This is a genomic window from Mesorhizobium sp. B2-8-9, from assembly GCF_006439475.1.
Taxonomy (GTDB): Bacteria; Pseudomonadota; Alphaproteobacteria; order Rhizobiales; family Rhizobiaceae; genus Mesorhizobium.
Genome location: NZ_VFTQ01000002.1, coordinates 1 through 20,722, shown reverse-complemented (window position 1 = coordinate 20,722; position 20,722 = coordinate 1). Strand labels below are relative to the sequence as shown.

Annotated in this window: 19 protein-coding genes; 7 read left to right on the top strand and 12 right to left on the bottom strand. The window is 64.1% G+C overall.

The window, feature by feature from the left end; genetic code table 11:
- The first annotated feature begins 44 nt into the window (after positions 1 to 44).
- The 4 genes from FJ423_RS02430 (at position 45) to FJ423_RS02415 (ending at position 5,503) form a co-directional block, all read left to right on the top strand.
- Positions 45 to 2,168, top strand: coding sequence for an SMP-30/gluconolactonase/LRE family protein (locus FJ423_RS02430; protein ID WP_140838893.1), 2,124 nt, complete (start codon positions 45 to 47; stop codon positions 2,166 to 2,168).
- The gene (locus tag FJ423_RS02425; protein WP_140838891.1) at positions 2,165 to 3,220 is read left to right on the top strand and encodes a hypothetical protein; all 1,056 of its coding nucleotides are present in this window, start codon (positions 2,165 to 2,167) and stop codon (positions 3,218 to 3,220) included. Before FJ423_RS02430 ends, FJ423_RS02425 begins: the two co-directional genes overlap by 4 nt.
- Positions 3,220 to 4,716 carry a sugar ABC transporter ATP-binding protein gene (locus FJ423_RS02420; protein WP_140838888.1) on the top strand — a complete coding sequence of 499 codons (1,497 nt, stop codon included), beginning with the start codon at positions 3,220 to 3,222 and terminating at the stop codon, positions 4,714 to 4,716. Before FJ423_RS02425 ends, FJ423_RS02420 begins: the two co-directional genes overlap by 1 nt.
- 379 nt (positions 4,717 to 5,095) lie before the next feature.
- Positions 5,096 to 5,503, top strand: coding sequence for a carboxymuconolactone decarboxylase family protein (locus tag FJ423_RS02415; protein ID WP_140838886.1), 408 nt, complete (start codon positions 5,096 to 5,098; stop codon positions 5,501 to 5,503).
- Between the two features lie 171 nt (positions 5,504 to 5,674).
- Here the strand turns inward: FJ423_RS02415 and FJ423_RS02410 are convergent, their stop codons facing one another.
- The 11 genes from FJ423_RS02410 to FJ423_RS02360 all read right to left on the bottom strand — a co-directional run bounded on the left by FJ423_RS02410 (position 5,675) and on the right by FJ423_RS02360 (position 16,028).
- Complete coding sequence (locus FJ423_RS02410) at positions 5,675 to 6,562, bottom strand: amidohydrolase (protein WP_181174698.1); 888 nt, start codon at positions 6,560 to 6,562, stop codon at positions 5,675 to 5,677.
- The gene (locus FJ423_RS02405) at positions 6,562 to 7,680 is read right to left on the bottom strand and encodes a VWA domain-containing protein (RefSeq protein WP_246680062.1); all 1,119 of its coding nucleotides are present in this window, start codon (positions 7,678 to 7,680) and stop codon (positions 6,562 to 6,564) included. The genes FJ423_RS02410 and FJ423_RS02405 overlap by 1 nt, the downstream gene beginning before the upstream one ends.
- A 149-nt stretch (positions 7,681 to 7,829) precedes the next feature.
- Positions 7,830 to 8,711: a MoxR family ATPase gene (locus FJ423_RS02400; protein ID WP_140838882.1), complete on the bottom strand. Its 882-nt coding sequence runs from the start codon at positions 8,709 to 8,711 to the stop codon at positions 7,830 to 7,832.
- A 6-nt stretch (positions 8,712 to 8,717) separates the two neighbouring features.
- Positions 8,718 to 9,722: a molybdopterin cofactor-binding domain-containing protein gene (locus tag FJ423_RS34565; protein ID WP_140838880.1), complete on the bottom strand. Its 1,005-nt coding sequence runs from the start codon at positions 9,720 to 9,722 to the stop codon at positions 8,718 to 8,720.
- A 1-nt stretch (position 9,723) separates the two neighbouring features.
- Entirely contained in the window at positions 9,724 to 11,091 is a 1,368-nt protein-coding gene (locus FJ423_RS34560; RefSeq protein WP_140838878.1) for a xanthine dehydrogenase family protein molybdopterin-binding subunit, read from the bottom strand.
- 11 nt (positions 11,092 to 11,102) lie between these two features.
- A complete protein-coding gene (locus FJ423_RS02385; protein ID WP_140838876.1) occupies positions 11,103 to 11,585 on the bottom strand; it encodes a (2Fe-2S)-binding protein in 483 nt (160 codons plus the stop codon).
- Between the two features lie 58 nt (positions 11,586 to 11,643).
- Complete coding sequence (locus FJ423_RS02380) at positions 11,644 to 12,438, bottom strand: FAD binding domain-containing protein (RefSeq protein WP_140838874.1); 795 nt, start codon at positions 12,436 to 12,438, stop codon at positions 11,644 to 11,646.
- Positions 12,439 to 12,450: 12 nt separating this feature from the next.
- Positions 12,451 to 12,894, bottom strand: a complete 444-nt coding sequence (locus tag FJ423_RS02375; protein ID WP_140838872.1) for an SRPBCC family protein — start codon at positions 12,892 to 12,894, stop codon at positions 12,451 to 12,453.
- Positions 12,895 to 13,225: 331 nt separating this feature from the next.
- The gene (locus FJ423_RS02370; RefSeq protein WP_140838870.1) at positions 13,226 to 14,053 is read right to left on the bottom strand and encodes an AraC family transcriptional regulator; all 828 of its coding nucleotides are present in this window, start codon (positions 14,051 to 14,053) and stop codon (positions 13,226 to 13,228) included.
- A gap of 190 nt (positions 14,054 to 14,243) precedes the next feature.
- Complete coding sequence (locus FJ423_RS02365) at positions 14,244 to 15,242, bottom strand: ABC transporter permease (protein WP_140838868.1); 999 nt, start codon at positions 15,240 to 15,242, stop codon at positions 14,244 to 14,246.
- A gap of 42 nt (positions 15,243 to 15,284) precedes the next feature.
- Positions 15,285 to 16,028 (bottom strand): ATP-binding cassette domain-containing protein, encoded by a 744-nt coding sequence (locus tag FJ423_RS02360; RefSeq protein WP_095768909.1) that lies wholly within the window; start codon positions 16,026 to 16,028, stop codon positions 15,285 to 15,287.
- Between the two features lie 450 nt (positions 16,029 to 16,478).
- Here FJ423_RS02360 and FJ423_RS02355 point away from each other — a divergent pair, with 450 nt between their 5' ends.
- A complete protein-coding gene (locus FJ423_RS02355) occupies positions 16,479 to 17,468 on the top strand; it encodes a sugar-binding protein (RefSeq protein ID WP_140838867.1) in 990 nt (329 codons plus the stop codon).
- Between the two features lie 84 nt (positions 17,469 to 17,552).
- On the opposite strand, the gene FJ423_RS02350 is transcribed toward FJ423_RS02355, so the two are convergent.
- Entirely contained in the window at positions 17,553 to 18,614 is a 1,062-nt protein-coding gene (locus FJ423_RS02350) for an NAD(P)-dependent oxidoreductase (RefSeq protein ID WP_281408942.1), read from the bottom strand.
- A gap of 26 nt (positions 18,615 to 18,640) precedes the next feature.
- On the opposite strand from FJ423_RS02350, the gene FJ423_RS02345 reads away from it, so the two are divergent.
- The gene (locus FJ423_RS02345) at positions 18,641 to 19,537 is read left to right on the top strand and encodes an NAD(P)-dependent oxidoreductase (RefSeq protein WP_140838863.1); all 897 of its coding nucleotides are present in this window, start codon (positions 18,641 to 18,643) and stop codon (positions 19,535 to 19,537) included.
- Positions 19,538 to 19,638: 101 nt separating this feature from the next.
- The gene (locus tag FJ423_RS02340; protein WP_140838861.1) at positions 19,639 to 20,415 is read left to right on the top strand and encodes a FadR/GntR family transcriptional regulator; all 777 of its coding nucleotides are present in this window, start codon (positions 19,639 to 19,641) and stop codon (positions 20,413 to 20,415) included.
- Positions 20,416 to 20,722: the final 307 nt, after the last annotated feature.

Here is a 20,722-nt window from a genome sequence, read left to right as displayed (position 1 = left end):
CGTTCCGGCCGCCTCTTTCCCGTTTTTAATGACAGCGGCAGCCGATGAATTTCCGTGAACGCCTCCAGGCCTGGCGCTACAATCTCGTGCCCGACCATCTGATCGGCGAGATCCTGACCAAGCGCTGGACCGACAACGCCATACCTTTCCTGGCGCTGGTGGCGACGCTCGGGGTGTTCGGCTCGATCATTCCGGGCTTCTTCAAGCTCACCTCGCTGCAGGAATCCGCTCGACAGCTCGGCGAGTTCTCGCTGGTCGTCATCGGCATGACCGTGGTGATGTTGGGCGGCGGCATCGATCTTTCGGTGGGCTCAATCTTCGCGCTGTCCTGCTTTTCCGCCGTCTACGTCTTCTTCATTCTCGAACAGTCGATCTGGCTGGCCTTGGCCGCGGCACTTTGCACGGGGCTCGCCTTCGGCGCCATCAACGGCTACCTCGTCGGCTATCTCAGGCTGCGTGCCTTCCTGACAACGCTGGTCACCTTCATTTTCGGGCGGGCGCTGTTCGACATCCTCGTCACCACCTATGCCGCCGACGTGCAGCTTTCCCAGGCAAGCTCCGATGTGCTCGACTTCATCGGCGACGGCACGTTCTGGGGCCTGTCGGTCTCGGTCTGGCTGGCCATCATCCTTGCCGTCATCACGCATATCGCGCTGACGCGCTCGCGCCCAGGCTGGCATGTGCTGGCGGTGGGCGGCTCCCGTCGTTCGGCGCATAATGCCGGCATCCGGGTGCGGCGCACCGTGTTCATGACCTACGTCTTTTCCGGCTTCTGCGCCTCGATCGGCGGCTTCCTGATCGCCTGCCGGTTGAGCGGGGCGGGGCCGGGCACCGGCCTCAATCTCGAGATCATGGCGCTGACGGCGGCGGTGGTCGGCGGCGTCAGCCTTGGCGGCGGACGCGGCTCGGTGGTCAAGGGCCTGATGGGCGCCATCATCGTTCTGACCATGACCAACGGGCTGATCCGGCTCGGCTACGGCACCGGCACCAACCAGATGGTGCTCGGCATCCTGCTTGCGGTTGCCGTCACCATCGACATCCGCTGGCTGAAGAACCGCCACAAGGTGCTGAACGAGGTCTATGTCGCGCCGGTCTACCTCAAGATGGGCGAGACCCAATCGGCCGCGCCCGGTTCCGGCACGTCCTACGAACTCGACAACCGGCTCTCGGCCGCGGACCATATCGGGCTCGGCGAGCTGGAAGGACCCGAGGACGTCATCCTCGACCGCCACGACCATCTCTATTGCGGCACCCGCCACGGCGAGATCGTCCGCTTCTTCGCACCGGACTATGTGAAGTCGGAAGTCTTTGCCCATATAGGCGGCTTTCCGCTGGGGCTCGCCTTCGACCGGGACGGCAATCTGATCAGCTGCGTCGGTGCCATGGGGCTCTATTCGGTCTCGCCGGACCGGGAGGTGAAGCGCCTCTCGGCAGAGACGGCGCGCTCCTGGACCTCGATCGTGGACGATGCGCGTCTGCGCGACCCGAACGATTGCGACATCGCGCCGGACGGCCGCATCTATTTTACGGATTCGACCAAGCGCTATGACGCCCATGATTGGGCGCTGGACTCGATCGAGAACCGCGCCACGGGCCGCCTTTTGGCCTACGATCCGAAGGACGGATCGACCAAGACGCTGCTCGACGGCTACCGCTACACCAACGGCGTGTGCATGGCGCATGACGGCAAGTCGCTGTTCTTTGCCGAAAGCTGGGCCTGCCGCGTGCATCGCTATTGGCTGGAAGGACCGAAGGCCGGCACCGCCGAATGCGTCATCCGCGACATGCCGGGCTATCCCGACAACATCAACCGTGCCTCGGACGGCAATTACTGGATGGCGTGGCTCGGCATGCGCACGCCGAGCTTCGACCTGTCGCTGCGCCACCCCGACATGCGCAAGCGCATGACCCGGCGCCTGCCGCAGGATGAATGGCTGTTTCCCAACATCAACACCGGCGGCGTGGTGAAGTTCAACGAGAAAGGCGGCATCGTCGAGACGCTCGGCGATCTTTCCGGCAATGCGCATCCGATGGTGACCTCGATGCGCGAGCACAAGGGCTACCTGTTCGTCGGCGGCATCCTCAACAACCGCATCGGGCGCTACAAGATCAGTGATGCGGACCCGAACTGGACGAGCCCCGCTTCCTATTGGGGAGGCAAGCCATGATCCTCGATCCGATCCTGGATGTCTTTCGCGGCAAGGCGGTCACCATTCCGCCGCTCGACGGCGCCTTCCGTCCCAACACGCGGCTGGACGACGCGCCGGCCTTCGCCGAACTGAGCGAGCCGGACAATCTGCTGGTGTCTGACGGGCGGCTGCTTGTCTCCAGCGGCAACGCTCTCCTGGCGGTTGCGGCTGGTTCCGAGCCCGTCGCTGTCGAAACCTTTCAATCCCCTATCACCGCGCTGGCGCTGTCGCCATCGGGCGAACTGACGGTCGGGCTGGAGAGCGGCAGACTGCTGATCGCCGGCAAGGAGGTTTCGCTGCCGGCCGAAATCCGTTGCATCACCGCGCTCGCCTATGCGGACGACGGCACGTTGTGGCTGGCCAACGGCTCCGGCGCGCATGCTCCTTCGCAATGGGCGGCCGACCTGATGAAGAAGGGCGCATCCGGTTCGCTGTGGCGGTGCGGGGCGGGTGGCATCGGTTTTCAGAAGATCGCCGGAGACATCGCCTTTCCCTATGGACTTCACCCGGTCGGCGCCAACGTGCTGGTGAGCGAAAGCTGGCGCCACCAGCTCGTGCGCTTTGACGGCGCGAACGGAAGCCGCTTGACGGTGCTGACGCATCTGCCCGGCTATCCGGCGCGGCTGGTGCCTGCCGACGATGGCGGCGCGTGGCTGACCCTTTTTGCGCCGCGCAACCGACTGATCGAATTCGTGCTGCAGGAAACGCATTATCGCCGCGACATGATCGACCAGGTGCCGCCGGCCTACTGGATTGCGCCGGCGCTGGCCTCCAATCGCAGCTTCCTCGAGCCGCTGCAATGCGGCGGCATCCGTACCATGGGCATCCACAAGCCGTGGTCGCCCAGCCGCTCCTATGGGCTCGTCGTGAAACTCGACCGGACCATGCAGCCGCAATTCAGTTTGCACAGCCGCGCCAACGGCACGCGGCACGGCATCTGCAGCGTGGCGGAAAAGGACGGTTGCCTGTTCGTCGCCTCGAAGGGCGGCGATTGCGTGCTGGCGCTCGACGCGGTCACGGGAGGTTTCTGATGGAGCCGATCGTCCGTCTGGAAAACGTCACCAAGACCTATCGCGGCGTGCCGGCCGTGAAGAATGTCAGCTTCGATCTGAGGAAGGGCGAGATCCATGCGCTGCTTGGCGAGAATGGCGCCGGCAAGTCGACGCTGACCAAGATCATCGCCGGCGTCGTCGACGCGACTTCGGGCAAGATGTTCCACCAGGGCGTCGAGACGGCTTATGCCTCGCCGCACGCCGCGCTGGAAGCGGGCATCGCCATGGTATTCCAGGAGACCAGCCTGGTGCCGTCGATGACGGTGGCGCAGAACCTTTATCTCGGCACCGAGAAATTCCTCAACCGGCTGCGCGGCACCTACATCTCGGCGCAGCAATTCCTGCAGTCGCTGAATTTTCCGGTCGATCCCAATGCGATGGTGGCGACGCTGGGCGCGGCCAAGCGGCAGATGGTCGAGATCGCGCGCGCCGTCCACCACAATGCCGAGATCATCATCTTCGACGAACCCACCGCCACGCTGACGCCGGAGGAGAAACGCCATTTCTTCGCGCTGATCCGGAGGCTCAAAGCGCGCGGCGTGTCGATCGTCTTCATCAGCCACGCGCTGGAAGAGGCGCTGATGATTGCCGACCGCATCACCATCCTGCGCGACGGCGAACTGGTGATCACCGACCAGACATCGGCTTTCGACCGCGACAAGATCGTCGCGGCCATGGTGGGCCGCTCGCTGTCGGGGCAGATCTATCGCCAGCGCGACGAGACGAAATTGCGCAAGGCCGGCAAGAAAGTGCTCTCGGTGCAGGACATCTCGATGAGCAACATCGTGCGCAACAATTCCTTCTCGATCTTCGAAGGCCAGATCACCGGCGTATTCGGGCTGATCGGCTCCGGCCGCACCGAGACGTTCAAGATCGTGTCGGGCATCTACAAGCGCGACTTCCTGCGCGGCGGCGCGATCGAGCTGGATGACAGGCCGGTGCGCTACCTCGTGCCGAGCGAAGCGGTGGCCGACGGCATCGTCTATGTCACCGAGGACCGCAAGAGCGAGGGCATCTTCGAGACCATGGGCATCGCCGAGAACCTTTTCGGCGGCCTGCTTGCCGCCGGCCGCGAAAAGGCCTGGGTGATCAACCAGCAGGAGATGCGGCAGCTTTCGGCCGAATGGACCAAGACGCTCAACATCAAGGCGATCAACGACAACGCCCGCGTGGTCGAGCTTTCCGGCGGCAACCAGCAGAAGGTGGTGATCGGCAAGGGGCTGGTGCAGCAGCCGCGCATCGTCATTTTCGACGAGCCGACACGCGGCGTCGATGTCGGCGCCATCGCCGAGATCCACCAGATCATCAACCGACTGGCCGACGAAGGCCTCGCCGTCGTCGTCATCTCGTCCTACCTGCCGGAGATCATGAACCTGTCCGATCGTATCCTGGTCTGCCGACAGGGCCGTATCGTCGAGGAGTTCTCGCCGGCGGAGGCGACGGAGGAGAAGATCATGTACGCGGCGGTGCACTAGGGTAGCGAGGCGACGGCGGATGATCGCACCGTTGGAGACTGGCCGAGGCGCCTGTCATTTCGTCATCCACGGGCGGAGCAAGGAGCGAAGCGACGCGCGCAGACCCGAGGATCCATGCCGCGGCTTTCAGGCGCCGCTACGGTGCAGAATTCTGCTTCGCCGCACCCTTCGCGCGAGGTCACGGAATGGATTCCAGGGTCTGCGCGCGTCGCTTCGCTCCTTGCTCCGCCCTGGAATGACTATGCTGAGGTGCTTCGGTCAATGTCCGCGGCGGCGAACGGTTCCGAGCCAAAAACTGAATCGGACAAACACGTTAGCTGTCTATGCGCAACCCTTGGTTCAACGACCTCGACCGGCGATTCAAACGAAAGGAAACACCATGGCCACCACAAAACTCCTCAGCGATGCCGAGGTCGAAAAGATCCCGGCGGTGAAGGCCGTGTTCGACGATATCCGGGCGACGCGAAAATCCGACTTCGTCAACAATTTCTGGCGCGGGCTGGCCAATGATCCGGCGGCGCTGAAGCGGGTGTGGGAGCAGCTCAAGGCGGTGATGGTCGCCGACGGCGCGATCGATCCGCTGACCAAGGAGATGATCTATATCGCGGTCTCGACTGCCAATGGCTGCTCCTATTGCGTCCACTCGCACACGGCCGCCGCCCGCGCCAAGGGCATGACCGACGCGCAGCATGGCGAGCTTGTGTCGATCATCGGGCTTGCGGGACAGACCAACCATCTGGTGACGGCAATGCAGATCCCGCTCGATCCGCAATTCGAGGTCAAGTGAAGCGCCAGCTTCTCCTTTTCCCCTTGTGGGAGAAGGTGGCCGAGCGAAGCTCGGACGGATGAGGGGTGTTCCAGGGAATGCCAACGGCTCACTCCGATGGAGCACCCCTCATCCGTCTCGGCGCTTCGCGCCGATCCACCTTCTCCCACAAGGGGAGAAGGTAAAGCCGCGCTACACCGGCCGGTAAACCTTCTCCGCCGTGTTCCAGAAGATATCCGCTTGCGCCGCCGCGCCATGCTTCGCCACCGCTGCCCGGTGCGCTTGGATCAGCTCGGCATGGCTGGTCCAGAGCTTCTCGATCGGGAAGTTCGAGCCGAACATCAGCCGGTCGCTGCCGAGGATTTCGACCGCGTTGTCGACGATGTAGGCGATGAGCTCCGGGTTGTTGCGGTGGACGAAGGTGCCGAGCCCCGAAAGCTTGGCGTAGAAATTGGGCGCTGCCGAAAGCGTGCGCAGACCCGCCTTCCATGCTTCGGTGGTTTCCGGCTCCATGCCGGTCAGCATGCCGGCATGGGTGAGGATGAAATTCGTCTGAGGGTTTTCGCCGACTAGTGTCAGCCCGTCCTTCATCTGCGCGGGAAAGAGCTGCAGGTCAAAGGAGAGGCCGTAATCCTTCAAACGCGCCACGTTCTTCCGCACTTTCGGATCGATCACCTGGTCGGCCGAAGCGGCGAAGCGGAAGGCCGGCGTCTCATGCCAGTGGAGCTGCATGCGCACGCCGCGCAGCAGCGGATACTTTTTCAATCGGTCGATCTGCGGGCGGACGTCGTCGACCGTCATGTCGGCATAGCCGACGATGGCATGCGGCCAGCCGGTTTCTTGCGCCGTCTTCTGCAGGAACGCGACCTCCTTTTCGAAATCCTCCTTGGCCCAGTTGGTCTGGACATAGACGGCCTTCTCGACGCCCGAGCCTTTCTGGTCCTCGAGAAACTCGGTGATCGGATAGTCGCGGCGGATCGGCTCGTAGGGGCCGAAGATGCGCGGCACCATCGGTCCGACCAGCCAGGGCTGGTCCTTCTGGCGCCAGATGTGGAAATGCGCGTCGATGGCTTTCTGCATCACGATATCCTTTTCCAGACGACTGAAGCCGCGGGCGCAGGATGGGCGAGCGACAGGATGAAATCGGTGAGGCTTCTCAGCGACGAGCCGTCGACGAGATCGTCGAGCATCGGCAGGATGGCGCCAAGCGCCGAAGTTGCGGGGCGAAAACGCGGATCGCCGGCGAGCGGGCTCGCCAGCGACAGCCGGAAGGCGCGGGCGCTGAACCGCCGCATCGCGATCTCCAGCTCGGCATGGCTGCCGCGTTCCAGCCCGTCCGACAGCATGACGACGCAGGCGCCGCGCGCGAAGGCGGAGAAGCGTGGCACCGACAGGAAGGCGAGCAAGGTCGGCCCCATGCGCGTGCCGCCGTCCCAATCCTCGACGAGTGCTGCGGCGCGGGCGAGCGCCTGCTCGCGGTCAAGAATGCGTAGCGCCGAGGTGATGCGGGTGAGCCGCGTGCCAAAGGTGAAGACTTCGGCGCGGTCGGCGCCTTGCACCGCCGCGTGCGCCAGCTTGAGATAATCGGCGGTGTGCAGCTTCATCGAGCCGGAGACATCGATGAGCAGAAGCAGTTTGCGCGATACGGCCTGCCGGCGGCGCAGCAGCGGCGAGGGGATGTCGCCATCGGCGCTGACGATTTCACTGAGCGAGCGCCTGAGGTCGAGCGTGCCGCGCGAAGGCGTGCGCATGGTGCGGAAAGAACGGCGCGCGGGGAGGGCGGAGGCGAGCTTGCGGCGGAACTGGCCGAGACCATCGGGATCGCGCTGGAAATCGCGGCTGCTCAATTGCTCGAGCGCCGAGGACAGCTCACCGCCTTTCTCCTGGCGGATGGTTTGCTTCTCTTCCTCGCGCGTGCCGCGATCGTCCTTGACGCGGGTCTCGTCGTCCTCCTCGCCTTCGATCGGAGGCTTGGCGTCGCCGTAGAAATAGGCGCGGAAATGCGCTTCGAATTCGTCGCGGCGATCAGGCGAGGGCGCAAGCGTCGCGAGCGCTGCTTCGCGGATGTCATTCATCGAGCGCGGGCCGAGCAGGGTCACGGCCTGCATGAAGCTGGTGACCTGTTGCGGCGCGATGGCGAAGGCGTGATGGCGCAGCAAGCGGGCGAAGCCGAGGAACGGCGCGGCGGGACGAGGCAAGCTCTCCTCTCCCCGTTCATGGGGAGAGGATGCCGGCAGGCAGGTGAGGGGCAGCGCTACCTTCTGCCCAGTGTGGCGCTGCCCCTCATCCGCCCCTTCGGGGCACCTTCTCCCCGTAAACGGGGCGAAGGGGTTGTCGAGGTCGCGGCTCACCCCAGCGCCTCCTCGACAATCCTCCCAAGCTCCGGCGTGATTATCGACAGATCCTCCTCGTCCTTGATCAGCACGCCGATGGCCCGCCGAAAGGCCTCCGGCCACGGGCTGCCGCCTTTTTCGAGGATGGTCGCGGCATTCGCCCATTCGACCGCTTCGGCGATGCCGGGCGGCTTGGCCAGTGGCCGCGCCCGGATCTCCTGCACGGCGTTGGCCACGGCACGTGCGGTGGCTCCCGCGACGTCGCCTGAGCGCAGCATGATGATCTCGGCCTCGCGCTGGGCGTCGGGATAGCCAATCCAATGATAGACGCAGCGGCGGCGCAGCGCCTCGGCCAGCTCGCGCGTGCGGTTGGAGGTGAGGATGACGATCGGCTGCGTCGCGGCACGGATCGTGCCGCGCTCCGGGATGCTGATCTGGAAGTCTGAGAGGAATTCGAGCAGCAGCGCCTCGAACTCGTGATCCGAGCGGTCGATCTCGTCGACCAGCAGCACGCGCTCAACGGGTGCCCGCAGCACCTGCAGCAGCGGCCGCGCGATGAGGAAACGGTCGTCATAGATGTCGATCTCGTGCTCGCCGGCATGGCGGATGGCGAGCAACTGCCGCTGGTAGTTCCACTCGTAAAGCGCATGCCCGGCGTCGATGCCTTCATAGCATTGCAGCCGCACCAGCTCGCGGCCAAGCAGTTCGGCCACCGCCTTGGCGGCCTCGGTCTTGCCGACGCCCGGCGCGCCTTCGAGCAGCAGCGGCTTGCCCAGGCGGATCGCGAGGAAGATCGCCGTCGCAAGGCTGTCGTCGGCCAGGTAGCGCGAAGCGGCAAGGCGCGCGGCGATCGCCTCCGGCGAAGCCGCGACCGCAACGGCGTCGGCGCTGTTCATCTCCCCTCAGCCCGCGGCCTGCGCCTTCAGAGCGCGCAGGATGCGCTCGGGCGTGATCGGAAGCGTGTCGATGCGCACGCCGACGGCGTCGAAGACGGCATTGGCGACGGCCGGGATCTGCGGGTTGGCGCACATCTCGCCCGGCCCCTTGGCGCCGAACGGTCCATCGGCGGAAGGCCGCTCCAAGACGATGATCTCGGTCTCTGCCAGATCGCCGGGACCCGGCATCAGATACTGGTTGAAGTCGGTGCCGCCATGGTCGCGGTTCGGGTAATAGGGCTCGGTCGTCTCATAGAGCGCATGGCTGATGCCCATCCAGGAGCCGCCGACCAGTTGCTGCTCGACCATCTTCGGGTTGAGCGCACGGCCGATCTCGAAGACGTTCTTGACACTGAGCACCGTCACTTCGCCGGTCTCGTCGTCGACCTCGACCTCGGCCACCGTGCAGGCATGCGCGTAGCAGGTGGACGGCTTCATAGCACCGGTCTCCTTCTCCGGATAGGAGCGCGGGATCAGGAACATGCCGCGTCCGGAGATCGAGCGGCCGCGCTTGAAATGCGCCGACAGCGCGACATCGAAGATCGAGATCGATTTCTGCGGCGCGCCCTTCACCTGGATGTTGCCCCGGCCGTCGGTCTCAAGGTCGGAGGCGTTCACCTCCAACTCTTCGGCGGCCACTTCCAGCATCACCTGGCGGGCTTCCTTGGCCGCCTGGATGACCGCGTTGCCGGCGCGGTGCGTGCCGCGCGAGGCGAAAGTGCCCATGCAGTGCGGGCCGGTGTCGGTGTCGGCGGTATCGATGACGACGCGGTCGGTCGGTACGCCGATCGTCTCGGCGCAGATCTGCGCCATGATCTGCTTCATGCCCTGGCCCAGATCGACACTGGACAACGTCACCATGAAGTTGCCGGTCGGGGTCGAATGGACCAGCGCCTGGGTCGGGTCGCCGCCGAGATTCATGCCGGTCGGATAGTTGATCGCGGCGACGCCGCGTCCACGCCGGATCGCCATCTCAGGCTTCCTTCCTGTAGGAGGACATCGTCATGTATTTTTCCGCGACCGGCCAGTTGGCGGCGCGCGAGGCTTCCTGCATGCATTCGATCAGCGCCGCACCGTCGGTCGGCTGGCGATGCGCCTTCATGTCGCCGTCGCGATACGCGTTGACGAAGCGGAATTCGAGCGGATCCATGCCGATCAGCCGCGCCAGCTTGTCCATCTGCACCTCCAGCGCGAAGTCGCCGATGGTGACGCCGAAGCCGCGCATGGCCGACGAAGGGGTGCGGTTGGTGTAGACGCAATAGGTGTCGATCCAGACATTCGGGATCGTATAGGGGCCTGGATAGTGCGCCGCGCCCTTCTGCGCGCCATAGGGCGAGTGGCGCGAATAGGCGCCGGCGTCGGTATAACCGGTCACCTTGCGCGCGACGATGCGGCCGTCCTTCATGACGCCGTCCTTGATGATCACCTTCTCGGCGGCGCGCGGCGAGGAGATCTGCATTTCCTCCTCGCGGCTGTAGATAAAACAGACCGGGCGTCCGGTTAGCTTGGCCGCGAGGATAGCGATCGGCTCGACGATGACGTCGACCTTGCCGCCGAAGCCACCGCCAACGGTGCCGCCGACGAAATGCAGCTTCGAGCCCGGGATCTGCAGGATGATCGAGGCGTTGTCGAGGGTGAAGAACATCGCCTGCGTGTTGGTGTAGCAGGTGAAGCGGTCGTTGCCTTCCGGCGCCACCACGCAGCCCGTGGTCTCGGTCGGCGCGTGCTCGATCGGCGAGGACTGGTAGGACTGTTCGAGGATGTGGTCGGCCTGGGCAAAGCCTGCCTCGACATCGCCGAAGCGCACCTTGCGGCACTCGCCGCTGTCATAGAGGTAGTAATTCTGGCCGTGATATTCGTTGACCAAAGGCGCGCCGGGCTTCAGCGCTTCCTCCATGTCGAAGACGGCCGGCAACACCTCATAGTCGACCTTGACCTTGGCGGCGGCTTCCTGCGCGGCGCGCTCGGTCTCGGCCAGCACCGCCACCACGGCCTCACCCTTCCAGCGCACCTTGCCGTCGGCGAGCACGGTTTCGTCCTCGGGCCCGATCTGGATCAGGATCAGGATGGTGTAGACATTGTGCGGCACATCCTTGGCGGTCAGCACGCGCACCACGCCCGGATGTTTCTCCGCTTCCGACGTATCGATCGAGCGGATGCGGGCATGGTGGTGCGGGCTGCGCACCATCTTCAGATGCAGCATGCCCGGGAAGTTTCGGTCGGCGAAATAAACGGTCTTGCCGGTGACATGTCCCGGCGAGTCGAGCCGCGGGCGACCCTGGCCGATCTCATGCAGGCCGTCCTTGCGGACATCGGCAAAATAGTCCTTGCGCAGTTCCATGGCTCGTTCCCTCAGGCGGCGTTCTGCGAGTTGGCGCGCGCCGCAAGCAGCACCGCCTGGATGATCGGCTCGTAGCCGGTGCAGCGGCAGATGTTGCCGGACAGCGCCTCGACCACATCCTCGCGGCTTGGGTTGGGCGTGCGGTCGAGCAGAACCTTCGCGGCCATGATCATGCCCGGCGTGCAGAAGCCGCATTGCGTGGCGAAGGCATCGAGGAAGGCGCGCTGCAGCGGATGCAGCACACCGCCTTCGGCAAGGCCGGCGGTGGTCCTGACGTCGGCACCGCCGCAGGTTTCGGCCAGCGTCAGGCAGGAGAGCCTGAGTTCTCCGTCGATGATGACCGAGCAGGCGCCGCAGGTGCCTTGGTGGCAACCCCCCTTGGGTGAGGTGTCGCCGATCTTGTCGCGCAGCACATTGAGCAGCGTCGTGCCGCTTTCGACGAACTCGGCTTTCTCCGAGCCGTTGAGCGTGAATTGAACCGGGACCTTCGCCATTTTTCCTCCCTGCGCGCCTGCCCGGATCGGCCGGACAGACGCGCGTCCCCCACGGATATTAGTCAAGCAGCAGCCGGCCGAGATGGACCGGCAGAACCTCGGCGCGATACCAGGCGCTGGCGATCGGGTCGGTGATCGGCGCTATGCCTTCGCTCGCAGCGGTCAGGGCCGGCGCGATCTCCTGCGGGGTGAGCTTGCAGCTGAGCAGCGTCTTTTCGGCCGCTAAAGCGCGCATTGGACGATCGGCCATGCAGCCCAGGGCGATGCGCGCCGAGGTCACCGTGCCGTCCGACGCGAGCTCCAGAAGCGCGGCGATGCTCAGCACGGACACACCCTTGGGCTTGACCCGCGATACTTTCAGGAAGCGGAAGCTCTCGGCTTTAGGCAATGCAATATCCACCGCGGTCAGTATGGCGCGGCTGGTGTCGCGATCGGCCAAAAAAGTCTCGATCGGCACTTCGCCGGCTTGGGTGACGACGGTCGCGTCCAGCGCCAGCAGCGCCACCGCGAAATCCCCGTAAGGGGCAGGGGCAAACAGATTGCCGCCGACGGTCGCCATGTTGCGGATCGCCGGTCCGCCGACGGCGCGCGCGGCCGGCGCAAGCGCGGCGAGCTCGGGATGGCGGGCAATCGCGGCCATGGTGACCGAAGCGCCGAGCCGGACCTTGCCGCCGGAAACCGCGATCTGCGAGAAGCCGGGATCGTTGACGCGGATCAGGTTGGAGACGGCAACATCGCCTTCATTGGCCGCGCGGACGACAAGCGTGCCGCCACCGAGATAACGTGTCCCAGCGGCCTGCAACGCGGCGTTGGCGTCTTTCACGCTCGAAAAAGTCTGCAGCGCAAGCGACATGGCGCGCTCCCGTCAGCTCTGGCCGGCGAAATGGGCCTTCAGGGCATTGAAGCCGCCCTGAAAGACATTGGCGCCCATGCCCTCGGCCAGCTTGTCGGCCTCTTCGGGCGCGGCGTCGAAGCTCGCTGTCCATTCGGCATAGGTGCGGTTGCCGTCGGTGACGCGCCGCAACTGCAGCGTCGCCTTGTGATTGGTGAGCGGCTGCGGCGTCTCGAGGATCGAATAGCTGACCAGGAAATTCTCATCCGAGAAATCGAGCAGCTTCTCGCGCAGCCGCGCGCCACTGACCAATTGGAAGTTGCGCACGCAGCCGATCGCGGTGGCGTCCTTGCCGTCCTCGATATGGCTTTCCACCATGCGCGGATGCCAACTGGGCAAACCATTGAAGTCGCGGATGCGCGCCCAGACCTGCTCGACCGGCGCGTCGATGACGCTGGAGATGGTGACTTTCGCCATAGACTGGTTCCCTTGCAAAGATCGGGAGCATGCTAGGGCGGCCGGCGGGCCGGCGCTTATCAATGCGTCTTGAGCGCATATCAACCAGTCGGAAAAACCGGCGCGTCGATATTCAGGTGATGCCGGCCTGCAAATGGCGGCTTCCTGCGCTTCCGGTGCTCACGTAGCTAAAGTACGCTCCGCTCCGGCCTTCGCCGGCCGAAGCCCTCGTAAGTGTCTTGGCTCTATGAAGGCTACGGCCGGCGTAGGCCGGTTCTCGGAAGCCATCCGGTTTGTCGCTTCGCGCCCGTCTTCGACTCCGGCTCGGCCCTGACCTGAATCTCAAAGCGCCTTACGCTGTCGCCCGCGCGGCTTCGCGGTAGAGCGTCGGCGGCACGCCGACATGGTCGCGGAAAAAGCGCGAGAAATTACCCTGGGTGGTGAAGCCGAGATTGCAGGCGACCGAGATCAGCGGTTCCTGCGACCACTGCAGTTGCCGCACGGCTTCCTCCATGCGCAGCGTGTTCCAGTAGACGTTCGGCGTCAGATTGGTCTGTTCCTTGAACAGCGCGAAGAAATGCGGTCGGGAGAGCCCGACCGAACGGGCGACGTCGTCGAAGGAGATGCGTTCGCAGACATTGGCCTTCATCAACTGGATCGCCTTGCGGACACGGAAATCGAGCATCGTGTTGATGCGCGCGCGGGCTATCTGTGGCGCGGATGTGTCGGCCGCATCGAGAACGCTGTCTATGAAACGCTCGATCTCGTAATTGGCGACGTCGTCGATGCTCTCATTGTCGGCCAGATGATCGAGCAGGTTCGCCGCCGCCTGGTGCAGCCAAGGCTCCAGCGTGATCGCCGCTTGCGCGAACAGCGGCGCGGAGGAGGGCAGGTCGCGGCGCCGGCGCGCCCAATCCGGGTCGATGTAGAAGGCGAGGAACAGGCCGGGCTTACCGTCGCGGGAAAGGGCGTGGCTGTGCGGCTGGAACGAGTTGATGCCGGCCGCGGTGCCAGGCCCAAGCCGCACCGTCTCGCGGCCGATCGTCATTTCGCCTGCCGTGCCTTCCAGCCAGATGATGAGATGAGCCTCGCCATGGGCATGGGTGACGAAGTCGTTGGCGACATTCAGCACGGAAACATGTCCGAACCGGCCCCAATAGAGCCTGATCGCGTCCGTCATGGGTATCGTTCCTCCCGCAGGCGACTGGCCTCCCTTCGCCTGCCGGGCAATAGTGCGGCTGAGTTTGCGGTTGCGTCAAGGCGCGCAATGATGACAGACGTTTGGAGGCGGCCGTCGGGGCGGATTTTCAGACTGGGCGATAGGAGCGCGTTCCCTTCTCCCACAAGGGGAGAAGGCGAGGCGGCGCGCTTCAGTCACTACGCCTGAAATTGCGGATCCGGTCGAACAGGACCGCCAGGATGATCGCGCCGCCGATGAAGGTGCCTTGCCAGAAGGCGTTGATGCCGAGCAGGCCGAGGCTGTTGCGGATCACCTCGATGAGGGCGGCGCCGACGATGGCGCCGAGCGCGGTGCCGACGCCGCCGGCGAGATTGGCGCCGCCGATGACGGTGGCGGCAATCACCTGCAGCTCCATTCCGTTGCCGAGATTGGTGGTGACGGCGCCCAGCCATCCGGTCTGGATGATGCCGGCAAGCCCTGCCGACAGCGCCGAGATCATGTAGACGACGACCTTGATCTGCTTGACGGGAACGCCGGTCAGCGTCGCCGCATGCTCATTGCCGCCGATGGCGAAGATGTGCCGGCCGAATTTGGTCCAGCGCAGGATGAAGCCGGTGATCGCCGCCAGGAGGATCATGTAGAGCACCGGATTGGCGATGCCGAAAAGCCAGGCGCCGCCGCCCAATGACAAAAGCTTCTGGTGGTCCGGCCCGAACTGGAACACCACGGTGTTGTTCGAGGCGACCATGGCAAGGCTGCGCGCCACCGACAGCATGCCGAGCGTGACCACGAAAGGCGGGAAGCCGAGATAGGCGATGAGCAGGCCGTTGAAGGCGCCGATCGCAAGCGCGGTGCCGATCGAGGCCAGGATGCCCACCTCGATCGAATAGCCGGCATGCATGGTGACGGCGAGCACCATCGAGGATAGGCAAAGCACCGAGCCGACCGAAAGGTCGATGCCGCCGGTAATGATGACGAAGGTCATGCCGAGCGCGACGATGGCGACGAAGGTGATATTGCGCGTGATGTTGAAGATGTTCTTCGACGTGGCGAAGGAATCGGTGGCGACGGACAGGAACAGGCAGGCGAGGATGACCGCGATCACCACCCAGAAAGTCTGGTTGGCAAAAAGCCGCGACAGGAAGGTGTGCTGCTTCTGCGCGATCGTCTGGTCAAGTGTGACTGCCATTATCGACCTTTCCTGAGAGGCGGGGCGCGGGGTTACGCGCGACTACGCAACCTGTTCGATGGCGCCGGTGATCAGCCCGGTGACTTCCTCGGGCGAGCTCGAGGCGATTTTCTTGTCGGCCACCTTGCGGCCGCGCCGCATGACGATAACACGGTCGGCGACGTCGAACACGTCGGGCATGCGGTGGCTGATCAGCACCACGGCGATGCCCTGATCGCGCAGGTGGCGGATGAGATTGAGCACTTCGGCGACCTGCCTGACCGAAATCGCCGCCGTCGGCTCATCCATCAGCACGATCTTGGCCTGCGACAGCATGGTGCGGGCAATCGCCACCGCCTGGCGCTGGCCGCCCGACATCTGCTTGACGAGGTCGCGCGGCCGCGTCTCGGATTTCAGCTCGGCAAAAAGCTGGCCGGCGCGCTTGTACATCGCGCCATAGTCGAGAATACGCAGCGGACCGAAGCCGCGGCGCAGCTCGCGGCCGAGATAGACGTTGGCCGCGGCCGTCAGATTGTTGCAGAGCGCAAGGTCCTGGTGGACGATCTCGATGCCGTGCTGGCGCGCATCCGCCGGCTTGTGCATGACAAGGTCCTTGCCCTCCAGCCGCATGGTGCCGTGGCTCGGGTGGAAATTGCCAGCGATCATCTTCACCAGCGTCGACTTGCCGGCACCGTTGTCGCCCATCAGGCCGACGACCTCACCAGCTTCCAGCGAAAACGATACATCGTTGACCGCCTGGATGGCGCCGAAATGCTTCGAGATGTTGGCGAGTTCCAGAACCGACACCAGCCTTAAGCCTCCCCATGTTGGCGCAACTGGCCACCGAACCCGGCGGCGCCGCTTGCGTCCTTATCCCGTCCATTTCCTCCGGAACGGTGCATCCACGCATTTAGGCAAAAGCGGACTGGGCGTCAATCAATTGTCTGACGATTAATTTCGAGACTCGACGAAAAATCGGTTTTGTAGGACAAATAGCAATTGACGCTGGCGAAAAGCCGATATTAGCTAAGCCTCGGAACAACACTTTGCCAATCGTCCGTCTACCCGGCGGAGGCAGGCAGATGGTTTGAGGGTAAAGGATTCGGCTGCATCGGTATTCGGGCGGACGGATCGGCAAATGCTTATCAGCCCGGCGCGGGGCGCGAACATCATGAGATGCTCGTCGTGGTTCTTGTGTATCCGGGTTGATCAGTGTGGCGGGCACGCGGTGTCCGTCTGTTTCAAGGGAGGACTGATATGAGGAAAACACTTTTGCTTGCCGCCGTCGCCGCAATGGCGTTGGGCGCCGGGCCGGCTTTGGCCAAGAAACAGCTCGTCATCGTTGTGAAGGGTCTCGACAATCCGTTCTTCGAAGCCATCCATCAGGGCTGCGAGAAGTGGAACAAGGAAAACGCCAGCTCGGAATATGAATGCTTCTACACCGGCCCGGCATCGACTTCCGACGAGGCCGGCGAGGCGCAGATCGTGCAGGATATGCTGAGCAAGCCAGACACGGTGGCGATGGCGATCTCGCCGTCGAACGCGCCGCTGATCGCGCAGACGATCAAGAGCGCCAATCCGTCGATCCCGATCATGACGGTCGACGCCGACCTTGCCAAGGAAGACGCCGCCCTTCGCAAGACCTATCTCGGCACCGACAACTACCTGATGGGCAAGAAGATCGGCGAGTACATCAAGAAGGCCAAGCCGAATGGCGGCACGATCTGCACGATCGAGGGCAATCCGGCGGCCGACAACATCCTGCGTCGCGCGCAAGGCATGCGCGATGCGCTGACCGGGAAGGAAGGTCTTGCAGCACTTGCCGGCGAAGGTGGCTGGACCGAAGCTCCCGGCTGCCCGGTGTTCACCAATGACGACGGCGCCAAAGGCGTGCAGGCGATGACCGACATCCTCGCCGCCAACCCGAAGCTCGACGCCTTCGGCATCATGGGTGGCTGGCCGCTGTTCGGCGCGCCGCAGCCTTATCGCGACCTGTTCAAGCCGATGGCCGACAAGATCGCCAAGAACGAGTTCGTCATCGGCGCCGCCGACACGATCGGCGACGAGGTGGCGATCGCCAAGGAAGGCTTGGTGACCGCGCTGGTCGGCCAGCGGCCGTTCGAAATGGGCTACAAGGCGCCGGCAGTGATGCTCGACCTCATCGGTGGCAAGAAGGTCGACGATCCGGTCTTCACCGGCCTCGACGAATGCACCAAGGAAACGGCCGACACCTGCATCCAGAAGTAGGCGCTGGTCGCATCCATAACCAATGCAACAGGGGCGCCGCGAGGCGCCCCTGACTTTTGTGCTCTTGATGAAGGCGCTTTCGTCTCAGATCTTCTGCTTCACGCCGTCCTTCGAAGGCATCAGGTCGACGCCGTTGAGCTTGCCGATATGTGTGGCGAGCATCGGCACATACTGTTCCGCGGGGCCGGTGGCGAAGGCGGTCGCAAAGGAATTCTTGGTCGCGTTGCCCAGAGGGTTGGCGATGCCGGCCGCGCCCGCCATCGATTCCAGATAGGTCAGATCCTTGAAGGCATTGGCGATGGTGAATTTGTGCGCGTCGCGGTCGCCCTCCAGCGTCCAGCGCATGAAGGTCTGGTAGAAGCCGCAATCCATGCGGCCGTTGCGAATGACGCTGTCGAAGCGCGGCGGCGAAATACCGACCTTCTCGGCCAGCGCCAGCGCCTCGGAATAGATCGCGGCGTAGCCCAGCGAGATGAAGTTGTTGAGCAGCTTCATGCGGTGGCCGTCGCCGGTATCGCCGATATGCACGATGCGGCCGGCCCAGGTCTCAAGCACCGGCTTCAGCCTGGCGAAGACGGCGTCCGGCGCGCCGACCATGGCGTCGAGCGTGCCTTCCCAAGCCTCCTTCGGCGTGCGGCTGAGCGGCGCATCGACATAGTCGACGCCGAGCGCCTTGAGTTCGGCGGCCAGGGCCACGGTCGAGACCGGATCGGAGGTCGAGCAATCGACGACGACCGAGCCTTGCTTCAGGCCCTCCTTCAGCCCGGACGGGCCGCGGATGATCGCCTCCACCTCGCGCGAGCCGGTGACGCAGATGAAGACGATGTCGGAGGCCGCGGCCACCTCCTTGGACGTGGCAGCCTCCGTGGCGCCGCGTCCGGCCAAGTCTTCCGCCGGCTTGCGGTTCTTGCGACCGAGGAAAGTCAGCGGGTAGCCCTTGTCGACGATGTTCTTGGCGATGCCGTGCCCCATCAGGCCAAGGCCGATGAAGCCGATGTTCTCGCGGGCAGCGGTGGTGCTCATGTCGTCTCTTCCCTGTCTTTCATGGTGGTGGGCGGCCCGCGCGGCGGGCGATTGTCCAGAAGGTTTCCGCGGATCGCGGGTGGCGGGCGATCGCGGAATGTCATATTGTCTGACAATACACATAATTACCTAGCATTGTGGAGAGCAAAATGACGAAGCGGATCATGTTCACCGGCGGCAGCGGCAAGGCTGGCCGGCATGTCGTGGAATATCTGGTCGAACATGGCTGCCAGGTGCTCAACATCGACACCAAGCCGCTCGATAATCCGAAGGTGCGCACTTTGGTCACCGACATCACCGACAGCGGCCAGGTTTTCAACGCGCTGTCGAGCTATATGGGTCTGCACGAGTTCGACCCGTCGTTGAGATCGCAGCCGGTCGACGCCGTGGTGCATTTCGCGGCGATCCCGCGCATCATGATCACGCCGGACAACGAGGTGTTCCGCATCAACGCGATGGGCACCTACAATGTCATCGAGGCGGCGGTGAAGCTCGGCATCCGCAAGGTTATCATCGCTTCCAGCGAGACGACCTACGGTCTTGTCTTCGCCAACGAGCCTCGCAATCCGACGCATTTCCCGCTCGACGAGGATTATGACGTCGACCCGATGGACTCCTATGCGCTGTCGAAGATCGTCAACGAGAAGACCGCGCGGGCTTTCGCGTTGCGCAGCGGCTTCGACATCTATGCGCTGCGCATCGGCAATGTCATCGAGCCGCATGAATATTCGCTATTCCCGAAATGGTTCGCTGATCCGGGCTTCCGTAAGCGCATCGCCTGGAGCTATATCGATGCGCGCGATCTCGGCCAGATCACCTTGCGCGCCATCGAGAAGGACGGCCTGGGCTATCAGGTGTTCAACGCGGCCAACGACGACACCTCGTCGGACCTGCCGACGGCGGAGCTGTTGAAGCGCTTTTATCCGGGCGTGCCGGTCAAGGCCGAGCTTGGCGAATATGAGACGCTGCTTTCGAACCGCAAGGCGCGCGATGTGCTTGGCTTTCAGCCCGAGCACAGCTGGCGCAAATACGTCAAGACGGCGTGAGCCGGCGGCAAATGCCGGTTGATCTGTGCACATCCTCGCGCATTGCGGCAAAGCGGGCTTGCCCTGCTTGACAGCTTCTGAAAACGGGATTTTGTGGAACCATGCGGGACGCTAAGCCGAACAACGAAAAGAGGCCGACAAAAATGGCAGCGGCAGAGCGTCCGTCCGGCGTTCGCCGGGCCAACGCGTCACGCATCCCGGGTGCCAGCGTGCATGCTTCGCTTGCGAGCGAGATCGGCCTTCGGATCGTGCGCGGCGACTATCCGCCGGGCACCATCCTGCCCAATGAGGCCAAATGGTCGGAGACCTTCGACGTCAGCCGCTCGGCGGTGCGCGAGGCGATCAAGATGCTGATGGCAAAGAGCCTTCTGGCCTCGCGACCGAAGATCGGCAGCTGGGTCGAACCGAAGGAACGCTGGAACCTTCTCGACCGCGACGTGCTCGCCTGGTACGCGACCTCGCCGGACCGCGAGGTGTTCCTCAAGACCGTGCAGGAGTTCCGCCACATCATCGAGCCGGAGGCGACGGCCTTCGCGGCGATGCGGCGCACCCGCGAGCAGATGGCCGAGATCAGCCAGGCCTGTCGCGAGATGGGCGAGGCGACCAACCTGCAGGAGCGCACCCGGGCCGACACGCGCTTCCACCTTGCCATCCTGAGGGCTTCAGGCAACGACCTGCTGGTGCCGCTGGGCGTCTTGATCGAATCTGCCTTCGACCATCTCTTCACCTATACGACGCGCGAGCTCGACAATCTGCAGCACGCCCAGAAACTGCATGAGGCGATCGAACGCAGTATCCGCCTGCAAAGGCCGGACGCGGCGCGCAATGCGGTGCGCAAGCTGCTGGCCAATACCGACGAAGTGATCCGGTCGCGCTAGGGTCTTGTACCGGACCAGTTCGCCAGCACAGAAACTTTGACCGCTGCCCGTGCGTGCGTTGGCAGATCCCATGCCTTGGCGATTGGCCCAGACGCCTATCGCGGTCGTCATCCACGGGCGGAGCAAGGAGCGAAGCGACGCGCGCAGACCCGAGGATCCATGCCGTGACTTGGAAGCGCCGCGGCGGTTCAGAATTCTGCACCGTTGCACACTTCGGTCGATGTAACGGCATGGCAACTGTGTTCACGCGAATGCGGTTTTGTCGCGAATGATAGCGTTGAGGACGACCAGGAGCTTCCTTGCGACG